This window comes from Wolbachia endosymbiont of Cylisticus convexus (assembly GCF_003344345.1).
The window spans coordinates 17,559-29,326 of sequence record NZ_QPIP01000236.1 but is presented as its reverse complement, the minus strand read 5'-3'; the positions used below and the strand labels follow the sequence as shown (position 1 = coordinate 29,326).

At 35.2% G+C, this 11,768-nt stretch carries 9 protein-coding genes, 3 tRNA genes and 1 pseudogene; 7 read left to right on the top strand and 6 right to left on the bottom strand.

Features of this window, described 5'->3' with window-relative positions; translation table 11 throughout:
* Window positions 1-46: 46 nt before the first annotated feature.
* From Wcon_RS13680 to mnmE, 4 genes and pseudogenes are all read right to left on the bottom strand, one after another.
* Window positions 47-987: pseudogene (locus Wcon_RS13680) on the bottom strand (IS5 family transposase).
* Between the two features lie 671 nt (window positions 988-1,658).
* Complete coding sequence (locus Wcon_RS11030) at window positions 1,659-2,663, bottom strand: NAD(P)/FAD-dependent oxidoreductase (protein ID WP_114517134.1); 1,005 nt, start codon at window positions 2,661-2,663, stop codon at window positions 1,659-1,661.
* A gap of 170 nt (window positions 2,664-2,833) precedes the next feature.
* Window positions 2,834-2,918 (bottom strand) — tRNA-Ser (locus Wcon_RS11025).
* A gap of 47 nt (window positions 2,919-2,965) precedes the next feature.
* On the bottom strand, window positions 2,966-4,501 hold the full coding sequence (gene mnmE, locus Wcon_RS11020) for a tRNA uridine-5-carboxymethylaminomethyl(34) synthesis GTPase MnmE (RefSeq protein ID WP_114517133.1): 1,536 nt from the start codon (window positions 4,499-4,501) through the stop codon (window positions 2,966-2,968).
* Window positions 4,502-4,692: 191 nt separating this feature from the next.
* Between mnmE and nuoI the strand changes: the two genes are divergently transcribed.
* From nuoI to infC, 4 genes are read left to right on the top strand one after another with little or no spacing between them, the layout of a single operon-like run.
* The gene (gene nuoI, locus Wcon_RS11015; protein ID WP_114517132.1) at window positions 4,693-5,175 is read left to right on the top strand and encodes an NADH-quinone oxidoreductase subunit NuoI; all 483 of its coding nucleotides are present in this window, start codon (window positions 4,693-4,695) and stop codon (window positions 5,173-5,175) included.
* Window positions 5,176-5,181: 6 nt separating this feature from the next.
* The gene (locus Wcon_RS11010) at window positions 5,182-5,364 is read left to right on the top strand and encodes a hypothetical protein (protein WP_114517131.1); all 183 of its coding nucleotides are present in this window, start codon (window positions 5,182-5,184) and stop codon (window positions 5,362-5,364) included.
* Window positions 5,361-7,262 (top strand): threonine--tRNA ligase, encoded by a 1,902-nt coding sequence (thrS, locus tag Wcon_RS11005; RefSeq protein ID WP_114517130.1) that lies wholly within the window; start codon window positions 5,361-5,363, stop codon window positions 7,260-7,262. Before Wcon_RS11010 ends, thrS begins: the two co-directional genes overlap by 4 nt.
* A gap of 12 nt (window positions 7,263-7,274) precedes the next feature.
* Window positions 7,275-7,793 (top strand): translation initiation factor IF-3, encoded by a 519-nt coding sequence (gene infC / locus Wcon_RS11000; RefSeq protein WP_114517129.1) that lies wholly within the window; start codon window positions 7,275-7,277, stop codon window positions 7,791-7,793.
* A 22-nt stretch (window positions 7,794-7,815) separates the two neighbouring features.
* On the opposite strand, the gene nuoF is transcribed toward infC, so the two are convergent.
* On the bottom strand, window positions 7,816-9,069 hold the full coding sequence (gene nuoF, locus Wcon_RS10995) for an NADH-quinone oxidoreductase subunit NuoF (RefSeq protein WP_114517128.1): 1,254 nt from the start codon (window positions 9,067-9,069) through the stop codon (window positions 7,816-7,818).
* Window positions 9,070-9,089: 20 nt separating this feature from the next.
* A tRNA-Lys gene (locus Wcon_RS10990) sits at window positions 9,090-9,162 on the bottom strand.
* 302 nt (window positions 9,163-9,464) lie between these two features.
* Here Wcon_RS10990 and Wcon_RS10985 point away from each other — a divergent pair.
* The 3 genes from Wcon_RS10985 to Wcon_RS10975 all read left to right on the top strand — a co-directional run bounded on the left by Wcon_RS10985 (window position 9,465) and on the right by Wcon_RS10975 (window position 11,715).
* Window positions 9,465-9,540 (top strand) — tRNA-Ala (locus tag Wcon_RS10985).
* Window positions 9,541-9,704: 164 nt separating this feature from the next.
* Window positions 9,705-11,225: a magnesium transporter MgtE N-terminal domain-containing protein gene (locus tag Wcon_RS10980; protein ID WP_114517127.1), complete on the top strand. Its 1,521-nt coding sequence runs from the start codon at window positions 9,705-9,707 to the stop codon at window positions 11,223-11,225.
* A 46-nt stretch (window positions 11,226-11,271) separates the two neighbouring features.
* The gene (locus Wcon_RS10975; protein ID WP_114517126.1) at window positions 11,272-11,715 is read left to right on the top strand and encodes a hypothetical protein; all 444 of its coding nucleotides are present in this window, start codon (window positions 11,272-11,274) and stop codon (window positions 11,713-11,715) included.
* The last annotated feature ends 53 nt before the right edge of the window (window positions 11,716-11,768 follow it).

Sequence of the window (11,768 nt, the reverse complement as noted above, 5' to 3'; positions counted from 1 at the left end):
GGCTTTGTTGCATCGCTCTTTGGATAGTAGATAATGTATAATAAATTCATGAAGCTATCTCAAATTTAGCGACGCCAATTTCAATAAATTTATTGAGTAAGTAGCATTTTATTAGCAATTCTTTTTCACGATTTACTTCGGATTTATTTCTAAAGCTAAACCCAAATGTTTGTTTTAGTCGCGAAAAAAAAACCTCAATATATGACCTCTTTCCATAATTTACTTTTTCTTTCCACTTCTTCATACCATCTTCATTATGTAATTTGATTAACCTAATAGCAGTGTTCCTATCAGACATGTAGTCTATTTTTAAATGCTCTGCTGCACAGGTTTTTGGTAGAATTTTTGCTTTTATATTATATTCTTTGCATAATTTATAAAGCTTATGCCTATCGTACGCCCTATCGGCATATAGTACTTTTACGACATGCTGAAAATCAACTTTTTTTAGCAGATCACAAGTGATCAGAGTAGACACCGTTACTGTATTTTACAGCTATGGCGTTTTTGCTATTTATATTCAACATTACATGCAATTTTCTTGTCTGTTCATAGCTGCGATACTTTCTATCTTTACTATTTTCCTTACTGTGACCAGGGGTATTATTATAAATACTGATACTTGTACTGTCTATGGCAATTTCAATATCTTCCATATTGTTTTTGTCAACTCTGCAATCATTGATCTTAATATTGAGTTTTTTAAACCTTCTTGAAGCCTGCGAATAGCTAATGACTGCTAAGCCTTTTCCTACTTGCTGCAAATATCCTTTTATAAACCCTACCGTTTGTCTTAAGCCAATTCTAAAGAGACTAGCGACTATATGCACTAAAATCACAACTTTATCACTGTAAATATTGTTGCCACCGAACACTTTTGGACCATGTTCGTACCAATTTTCTATTAATAAAATGAAAAATATTTCCTCTTTCTTGGAGAAATTTGTTATATTCATTGCAGTTACTGACTTTCATTTGCTGTGGCATATTTTTTCTTCAATGGTTAAATGGCTATTCTATAATGAATTTTGTCAGTAACTGCCAGTTCTTTTCTCTTGAGTGATGCAACAAAGCCACTGGAATCCAGAAAATTTGATTGGATATTAAGTTTATGAGCATAGAAGCAGCTAATTTTATGTTAAAACACAACATTTTTGATGAGGCTGTATTAAGAGATGGATCCCAGTGTCAAGCACTGGGATGACACCTTTGCTATGCAATTTACCTTCAAAAATGAATGCTCGTACAGCTGTGTGTCAGCTACTTACATAACACCTCTCTAAAATTACTTTAGCTATAAATATTAAAAATTTTACCAAGCGAAAAAAAGGCAAAAGAATCCCCGTGTAACGAGTTTTGACCCTATAATAATTTAAATTGGCATTATAATAATGTGCTAACGCTTAAAATAAGCGCGTTTTGGCTGAATGTAGAAAAAATAAAAAAGACATGCAGCCGCTATAATTTTATGTAATTTGCCAATAAATGTCTGAGTTTTTTACTGAATTTTGTCGTTGAGACCGCGCGTATCAAAAACAAGGATAAATACTCTTATTGTCATGATAAGGAGACTGATGAGGTTTGTAAAGTAATCTTTTTCGTTTGTATTCCCTTATGCTTGAGGTAACTGCATGCAGGTTCATGCATGTCCTTACTCTTTAATTTCCATGAATTCCCTTTGAAGTTGAATATTGAAAGTTAACTGGAGAGTTGTGAATTACTTTGTATATGTCATAACAAGCCATTGCGCTCTCAGCAAAACCATTTAGTATCAACTTGAGTTTGCCTGAATAAGTAGCTATATCTCCGATTGCATATATCCTATCTCTACTGGTTCTAAGTGTAGCTGGGTCGACAATTATGCGGCTATGTTCTAACTGTATACCCCAATTGTTTATTGGACCAAGATTCATTGATAATCCAAAAAATGGCAGCAAAAAATCAGCGGATATTTCTTTTTCTTCCTTAGAGGCAATGTTTTTTACTATCACTGCAATCAACTGCCCGTCATTTCCGGCTAGTTCATGTAATTGATATGGTACTACAAGTTCTATTTTTCCATCAATTTCAAGTGATTCTAATTTATTTCTAGTTTCAGGAGTGCAGCGAAATTCCTTTCTTCTATGTATCACATAAATTTTCTTTGCAATTTTAGAAAGTTCTACGGTCCAATCAGCCGCAGAATCACCCCCCCCTGCAATGACTATAGTTTTGTCCTGAAAATCAGAAATTTTATTTACACTGTAAAATACAGATTTATTTTCATATTCTAATATATCACTTAAGGGTGGACGGTTAGGTTCAAACATTCCGTTACCTGCAGCAATGATAACAGCCTTACATTTTACCTCTGTACCTATGCTCGTTATGACAGTAAAGTTTTCACCTTCGTTATTTGAAATCTTTTCCACTTTTTGATTTAAATGGTAAGCGGGCTCAAATGGTGAAGCTTGCTCCATTAGTTGCTCAATTAATTTTTGGGCAGTAATTACAGGATAACCAGGTATATCATATATTGGCTTTTCTGGGTAAAGAGCTGTGCATTGTCCTCCTACTTGATCCAAAATATCTATTATATGACATCTCATATCAAGCATTCCCGCTTGAAAAGCAGTGAATATTCCAACAGGCCCTGCACCTATTATTACTATATCGGTTTCCATATTCAGATGGTAATCTATTTATAGATATTAGCTTTCTTCGCTAATAAGGTCAATTTACAAAGGGATGTATTTTAAAAAGACGTAGCTAGATTAGATAAGATTTACAGCGTTACGAACCATCTAAATAAGCTCTAAAAATTAACTAACATCATGAGTCTGAGAAGTAAGTGCGGACGGAATGGGATTCGAACCCATGGTACGTTTCCGTACGTCAGTTTTCAAGACTGGTGCCTTAAACCGCTCGGCCATCCGTCCACCTCTTTTTTACCACAATATTTAATTTCAAGCAATCTATAAAAATCTTACTTACCTACACAAAAACTGCTAAACACACTATCCAATATTTCCTCAACATTAATAATTCCAATTACTGCACCAAGTTCAAATGCAGCAAGCCTCAAATCTTCAGATATCAACTCAATTGGATTATCGATATTAAAACGTTGTAAATGTTCTAGCGCCTTCTGCATGTGACCCCTATGTCTTTGCCGAGTAATTACAGGAGTGTCTCTATCATGCCCAAATTTTTCCTCTGCCTTCTCTTTTATAAGAGAGATCAATTTGTTTGTACCTATTCCCTTTAGAATAGAAATAGGTAGAAAATCTACACCGCCAACCAGTATATTTTTTTCACTAACTGCATTGTCAGCTTTGCTCAATACATAAATAGTATCATTTTGGTCTGATGTCATGCAAGTAGCTGACACTGGAATCCAGCTTATCTCATCATGAACATTGTTTTCAGCACATGTTTCCAGAATCCATTGTCTATTGCATAATTTGCAAGTATTTTTATATCTGGATCCCAGTGTCACGCACTGGGATGACACCGTTTGTTGATTACAATATTTGCATAGTTGTACTGGTACAACAGATGGTATATTGCCTGTGGCTTGATAATTGACATCATGTCGTTGTTCAAAAGGAAATAGTTCTATTCTTAAATCAGCTTCACAAGACCTCTTTTTCGCTCGACTTATACCTTCTGATTCTATTGGATCTGAACTCTCACGAATTCCAGCAGTATCAGAGAGAATGATTGGGTATCCGCCAATGTCAATATGAGCTTCAAGCACGTCTCTTGTTGTGCCTGCATATTCAGAAACAATAGCAATATCACGCTTGGCTAAGAAATTAAACAGCGTTGATTTACCGACATTTGGTTCACCAGTTATTACAATATGTAAACCCTCACGCAACCTTTCACCCCGTCTATTATCATTTAAATGCTCTCGTATCAACCGCACAAGAGCTTGCACTTCATTACTAATTTTTTCTAATTCATTTTTTTCTGCCCAAATATCTTCTGGAAAGTCTATATACGCTTCGATTTTGGATTGTATCGTTATCAATCTTTGCTTCCAATTGCTGTATAGTCTCTCCAATTCTCCTGATATCTGCTTAATCGCTTGTTTAGCTTGCATTTTTGTCTCAGCATCAATTAAGTCTGCAATTCCTTCTATTTGCGTTAAGTCAAATTTACTATTTAGAAAAGCCCTAAGTGAGAATTCTCCAGGCCTGGCCATAACGAAAATTTTTGATAATTCCTCCAAGATGATTTTTACGACTGCCTTGCTTCCATGCACTTGTAACTCTATAACATCCTCGCCAGTAAAACTGTTTGGAGCAGGGAAATAGATGATTATTCCATTATCTATCAATTGATTGGAATCATCATATAGATCAACTAAAGTAGCAAACCTTGGTTTAATTTCTTTCTTAATATGAAAATGATTCAAAGCTTTAAGCGCGTAGTTGCCTGAAATTCTGATTACTGCAACTCCTGACTTACCAAATACGGTCGATAAAGCGAAAATAGTTTCATTTGTGTTTGTCATTATTCATATAAACTATTTAGCAATTTAAAATACCTAATCTAAAAAATTTTTACTTATATTGCTTATTCATATTAATGCAGTATTAGTAAATATATTGTATAGAAAAACTACAAAAGTCATCCAGATGAAAATATTTATTTTGAAAATTGACAATATACATTATAGTTATAAATGCAGGTTTTAGACATTTTATGCTAAAGAAATTAGCTTGGTATTGGTCTTTTGTAGAGTTAATTAAAGGGTTTGCTATCACATTAAAATATATGTTCAAACCAAAGGTTACTTTGAGGTATCCTATGGAGAAGGGCCCTTTAAGTCCAAGGTTTCGTGGTGAGCATGCGTTGCGTAGGTATCCAAACGGTGAAGAACGATGCATAGCTTGTAAGTTATGCGAAGTTATCTGCCCTGCTCAAGCAATAGTTATTGAAGCAGAGGAAAGAGAAGACGGTAGTCGCCGCACTACACGCTATGATATTGATATGACAAAATGCATATACTGCGGACTTTGCCAAGAGGCATGTCCAGTTGATGCAATTGTGGAGGGTCCTAATTTTGAATTTGCCACAGAAACAAGAGAAGAGTTAATGTATAATAAGGAAAAATTATTTCGTAATGGTGAAATTTGGGAGGATGCAATTGCACTCAGATTGAAAAAGAATAGGCCGTATTATTAACTAGGTATGTCAACAATTAAAATTTCTTACAGCAAGTATGTAATAGATCTCTTGTACAACTGTTATTTAAGTGAAAGATCAGTAGCTCACCTTTTGGTGTCATCCCAGCGCGTGACGCTGGAATCTAGAAAAAAAAGAAACATGGATCCCAGTGTCAAGCACTGGGATGACAAAAGGTCTGATGAATGATAAAAGTTACCTTTTCAACTGAACAAAAAGTAAAAGAATACAGTGGTAGAGTTACTGGTTTTAATATATTACAACCGGATGTTTTGAAGGAAGCAATTGCCCTGAAGGTAAATGGTGAGTTATATGATCTCTCACGTGAAATTGAATCTGACACAGAGATAGAGGTAATACAGCTCAGTGACGAAGTGGGTTTGGACATAATAAGACACGATGCTGCTCATATAATGGCTCAGGCAGTGAAAGAACTCTTTCCTAATACTCAGATTACTATTGGGCCAACAATTCAGGATGGTTTCTACTATGATTTTGCTACAGATCGTGCCTTTACCACGGACGATCTTGCTGCAATAGAAAAAAAAATGAAGGAAATTATAAAAAGTAACCACAGATTCGTCCGAAAAGTTTGGACTCGTAAGCAGGCAATTGATTTCTTTAGTGGTATAGGCGAAAAATACAAGGTTGAGATTATATCCTCTATACCAGAAGATCAAGACTTGACCGTCTATAAGCAAGGTGATTTTGTAGACCTATGTCGTGGTCCGCACTCACCATCAACTGGCAGAGTTAAAGCGTTTAAACTTATGAAAGTAGCGGGTGCATACTGGCATGGTGATTCTAAGGGTCCAATGTTGCAAAGAATATATGGCACCGCGTGGAGAAATAAGGATGAATTAAACGCTTATCTTGAACATCTCAAAGAAGCAGAGAAACGTGATCACCGCAAAATTGCCAAGGATATGGATTTATTTCACATCCAAGAAGAAGCTGTCGGGCAGATTTTTTGGCATGAACAAGGATATACTTTATATAATGTTCTTGAGTCTTACATCAGAAAAAAATTAATAAACAATGGTTATTTTGAAGTCAAAACTCCTATTTTAGTAGGCAAAGAGCTGTGGGAAAAGTCGGGGCACTGGGAAAAATTTCGTGAAAATATGTTCGTTGTTGACGAGTCTGAAAATAAAAAGTTAGCAATAAAGCCTATGAATTGTCCTTGTCATGTGCAGATTTTTAACTCTCACACGAGGAGTTATCGCGATTTACCAATACGTATGGCAGAGTTTGGCACATGTCATAGGAATGAAAGCTCAGGCTCATTGCACGGACTAATGCGAGTGCGTGGTTTTACGCAAGATGATGCACACATTTTTTGTATAGAAGAACAAGTTAATTCTGAGACTGTAAAGTTTTGTGACCTTTTAAAAGAAGTATATTCAGAGCTTGGGTTCAATGAAATTTCTGTAAAATTTTCAGACCGTCCAAATGTGAGAGCTGGGACAGATGAAGTGTGGGATAGGGCTGAAAAAGCGCTGCTTGAAGCCGTTAAAGAAGCGGGCTTAAGTTATGAACCAAGTCCAGGTGAAGGTGCGTTTTATGGTCCCAAGTTAGAATTTGTTCTAAAGGACGCAATAGGAAGAAGCTGGCAGTGTGGTACGTTACAGGTTGATTTGATTTTACCAGAGCGGCTCGGAGCTTTTTATATAGGAGCAGATGGGCAAAAGCACTACCCTGTTATGATACATAGAGCAATTCTTGGAGCTTTTGAACGTTTTATTGGAATTCTAATAGAGCATTATGCAGGAAAATTTCCACTGTGGCTTGCTCCAACACAGCTTGCTATTCTGACCATTACAAATGAGGCTGACGATTACGCCACAGAAATTAGCAATATTTTAAAAGAACAAGGTGTGAGAGTTAAGACCGATTTGACCAATGAAAAAATTAGTTATAAGATACGCTTGCATAGTTCAAATAAGGTGCCTATATTATGGATCATAGGCAAAAATGAAGTTGCAAACGAAACTGTGTCAGTGAGAAATTTGGGATCGAAAAAACAGGAGTCTTTTTCTTTGGAAAAGGCTACTGAATTGCTGTTAAAAAGTATTAATTTGAGTTAATGGAGCTAAAATTTGCAAGTTAAAAAGAACAATAAAAACAGAATTAATGAACTCATCACAGCTAAGGAAGTACGCTTAGTTGATCATAATGGTGAAATGATCGGAGTCGTTCCAATAGAACGAGCTTTAGAATCTGCACAAAGTGTCAATTTAGACTTGGTAGAAATCGCACCTGATTCAATCCCTCCAGTATGTAAAATACTTGATTATAGCAAACAAAAGTATGATATAAAAAAGAAAGCAAGTGAAGCAAAAAAGAAACAAAAAACATTAACTACAAAGGAAATTAAGATAGGTCCTAATATAGGTGATCACGATTATGAAACAAAGTTGCGTCAAGCAAAGGATTTTCTTACACATGGTCATAAAGTTAAGGCGACAATGAGGTTTAGAGGTAGAGAACTTACAAATACTGAGGTCGGGTTGGAAAAATTAGAACGATTAATTAGAGATACTGAAGACATTGCAAAGGTAGAGCTAGCGCCAAAAAGGGAAGGAAATCAATATTTTTTAACTCTGGTTGCTAAGTAGTAAAACGACTTAAAAGTATAAGTTAAGTTACTGCCCTATCTTCAATTACATGACGAAAATGTCTGATTAGCCCTTGCACTGGCCAAGCTGCAGCATCGCCAAGCGCACAAATTGTATGTCCTTCTATTTGAGTTGTAAGGTCAAGTAGCTTATCTACTTCACCAGGTTTAATATTTCCTGCTACCATTCTTCTCATAATTCTCCACATCCATCCAGTACCTTCACGACATGGTGTACATTGCCCACAGGACTCATGCATATAGAAATGTGATAATCTCTCTATTGCAGCTATTATATCAGTTGATTTATCCATCACTATTACAGCAGCAGTACCAAGCCCTGATTGTGCAGCTTTTAATGAATCAAAATCCATTTCAATAGTATCGCATATAGATTTTGGAATTAATGGCACTGAAGACCCACCAGGTATTACAGCAAGTAAATTATCCCAACTTCCTCGCACTCCACCTGCGTATTTTTCAATCAATTCACGTAGTGGAATTCCGAGCTCTTCTTCAACATTACACGGGTTGTTTACATGTCCTGAAATACAAAAAATCTTAGTACCAGTATTATTTGGTTTACCAAGAGATGCAAACCATTCTCCTCCGCGATTTAGAATATCTGGAACCATGGCTATAGTTTCAACGTTGTTTATTGTGGTTGGACAGCCAAAAAGTCCAACACCTGCAGGAAATGGAGGTTTCATGCGAGGAAAGCCCTTTTTTCCTTCAATTGATTCGAGTTGAGCTGTTTCTTCCCCACATATGTAAGCTCCTGCACCCCTATGGATAAACACATCAAGATCATAACCTGATTTGCAGGCATTTTTTCCAATTAAATTTTCTTTATAGGCGTCCTTAAGTGCTTCTTTTAGAACTAAATATTCATTATAAAATTCACCCCTGATATAAATATACGCAACTGACGCGCTGATCGCTTTGCCGGCCAGGAGAATTCCTTCAAGTAACTTATGTGGCTCATATCGTAATATATCTCTATCTTTACATGTACCAGGTTCTGACTCATCTGCATTGACTACTAAATATGCTTTTGGAGGATTTTTGGGCATAAAGCTCCACTTAAGGCCAGTGGGAAATCCTGCACCCCCTCGACCTCTTAAGCCAGATTTTTTTACTTCATCAATGATCTTTTCTGATCCTAAATTTAGTAACTCCTTTGTTTTTTGCCAGCTACCACGTTTTTTTGCACCCTCAAGTAGTGGAATTTCTTTACCATTTAGGTTGGTGAATATTTTGTCTTGTTCTTTTAGCATGTTTTTCAAAAGTTTGTGAGTGATCCCGACGCGATTCGAACGCGTGACCCACTGATTAAAAGTCAGTTGCTCTACCGGCTGAGCTACGGGATCATTTTATTTTTCAACTGTACTAAACAGTAATATAGTTTTTATCCATTTTAATCAAACTAAAATTTTCATGTGTGGTTAAATAAATATACTGCGTTAGTGATAATTTAATTAAGAATTTTTGAAGGAAAACTTCTTGTTAAATTTCAATTTACAGATTCATTTTGGAAAGCTTATAGAGTGATTACAAATCTGAAAAGACAAAAAGATAGCGAATTATACATAACTGCAGAACTTGTTAATTATTTAGCAATAGATAAATATTTCTTGCATTTCAGCCTGAGTGATTTATGCTTTAAGCAAGTGGGGGTATAGCTCAGCTGGTAGAGCATCTGTTTTGCACGCAGAAGGTCAGCGGTTCGATCCCGCTTGCCTCCACCAATATAGGTTTCAACATACCATAAAGTCAGTCTATTTAGTTCATCGGGGTTTTATACTAATTCTCTAGTGATATCTATTATTATAATTTCAGTATATATTAACTTAATCATAAATTAATCAATAAATGTTAGAACAACTATAATTAAATTTATTAGACAATACTTATGATAGGGAAAAAACGTGTTTTTAAAGTTTTACCTGGACAAGAAATATTGAACGAGACTAGAATGCGGATATTTCAAGGCTCAGTACATGGTGAAGAGTTAACCTGGAGTAATTTAAAAAAAATTATGTGTACTCCATTGGACGGTAAAAAAGATAAAGTACTAACCTTACCTATAAAATTTTGCAACGCTTTAGAAGATGGTCTTTTTACAATTATTCCATGCGTAAAGGAGAATGGAAAAGATTTGAAAAACATATCTTACCGTTGTGATAAAGAAGAAGGTCTAATCACAAATTGTAAATTTTCATTCGTGCCGTTTAGAAACGCTAAGCTCGATTATGGAAATAACTTGCATTCTTTCGTATATCTGAATGATAAATTAATGAAGATATCAATTGACTACGAAGTATCAAAACTTTCTGATCATGTCACAATGTATATTCACGTTCTTAAGGCACAACCAGTGGAATATCAATATTTAACATGGGAAGAGTTAGATAACGGCTACAAATGTTATTTCTCCGACGATCAAGGAAATATTATTGACTCACCTGACAATCAGGCACTCCAATATATTGAATGGCATTTTAGGAAAGATGTAATAAAAGATATATTATCTACAATACCAGATCATATAATATTATCAAAGACGTTTGCCGAAGTTTTTGTTGAGAATCTAACACACAATCAGTTGGAGACTCTTGCCAATACTCTTAATAGTGATCAATTACAGGTATTAGTAGGGAACTTGACAGATAACCAACTTCGAGCTTTAGTGGATCATCTAACTGACCACCAATTGCACACTCTCGCTCAGGAATTAAATCCAGAAAAATTACAAATAATTGTTCCTATTTTAAATGATGCTCAGCTTGAAGCTCTAGTTAGAGAATTAAATCCAGAGCAAGTAAAAGAAATTTTACCTCACTTAAAAGTGGATCAGTTCAAAGCACTTATTAAAACTTTAAATGACGAACAATTTACAGTGCTTGCAAAAGACTTGGCTGAGCACCACTTGACAATACTCTCCAAAGAATTAGAAGGTGATCAGTTGAAAGCTTTAGTAAATAGTCTGCAAGAAGACCAACTGAAAGACTTAGTTAATAAGCTTGATCATGAGAAACTTGAAGCAATTGCTCAGGATTTAACTGATTCTAATAAGATTCAGATTATTATTAAGTCTTTAGTTGATAATCCAGAAAAACTTCAAGCTTTTGCTCGCAACATGTCTAATGAACAGTTTAAAGAACTTTTGGATAACGTAGGTGCAGAAGAGCTTAAAGATATTATTCATAAACTGCCTTATGAGAAAGTGACAGCTGTGATTGGTGATCTTGGCAGTAAGGATCAGTCCAAAGCTATTATTGATGCATTAAAAGGGGAACTTGAAGAGCAGAGTAAACAGAACAAGGAAATGATTGAGATGCTCAAGCAAATCAAGGACGATATGCCAGACATTGGACAGGCTCCTGACTTCACAATAGTAGACATTAATAATGATTCACTGTTATTTGTATAGTAGTGATTTATAAAGATAAGTAGTTTTTTTATAGGAGGTAACTATTATGAATAAAAATATAAAATTATATTCTAGTGAAGAAGTTGAATCAAATAATGCATTGCAACTTCAGAAGCCGAAGTTTGATAAACCAAGCTTTGAAAAGCCAGTAATAAAGAAGATTGTCAGTGGTAAAACAAAGGAAGAATTTGATATAACTAAAGATATGATACAAGAAGAGATTGATAAGATGCCACAAATTATATTGACCATAAAGCACCTTAAAAATTTTTATGATGGCTTGATGAACAGCATTAATAAGTATGACGAAAATATGGATAGTGCAATTCAAAGTGGTATAATAACACAATTATCATCAACCATAGATAGTATAGGCAGCAAGACAAGTAGTATAGACAGTGAACTTGCAGATCTTAGGAATTCGATTCCAGATATTGGAGAAGCTCCTCCATTACTCCATATTACTGGTGAAGAGAACGGATTGCTTTAATAAAAAAGGTAATAGCCTGATATCAGGCTGTTGCTTTCTTTCACATACCATTT

Bases quoted from the DNA above. Each gene is read 5' to 3' on its own strand.
- Wcon_RS11030 (WP_114517134.1), bottom strand. From the start codon at position 2,663: ATGGAAACCGATATAGTAATAATAGGTGCAGGGCCTGTTGGAATATTC.
- mnmE (WP_114517133.1), bottom strand. From the start codon at position 4,501: ATGACAAACACAAATGAAACTATTTTCGCTTTATCGACCGTATTTGGT.
- nuoI (WP_114517132.1), top strand. From the start codon at position 4,693: ATGCTAAAGAAATTAGCTTGGTATTGGTCTTTTGTAGAGTTAATTAAA.
- Wcon_RS11010 (WP_114517131.1), top strand. From the start codon at position 5,182: ATGTCAACAATTAAAATTTCTTACAGCAAGTATGTAATAGATCTCTTG.
- thrS (WP_114517130.1), top strand. From the start codon at position 5,361: ATGATAAAAGTTACCTTTTCAACTGAACAAAAAGTAAAAGAATACAGT.
- nuoF (WP_114517128.1), bottom strand. From the start codon at position 9,069: ATGCTAAAAGAACAAGACAAAATATTCACCAACCTAAATGGTAAAGAA.
- Wcon_RS10980 (WP_114517127.1), top strand. From the start codon at position 9,705: ATGATAGGGAAAAAACGTGTTTTTAAAGTTTTACCTGGACAAGAAATA.
- Wcon_RS10975 (WP_114517126.1), top strand. From the start codon at position 11,272: ATGAATAAAAATATAAAATTATATTCTAGTGAAGAAGTTGAATCAAAT.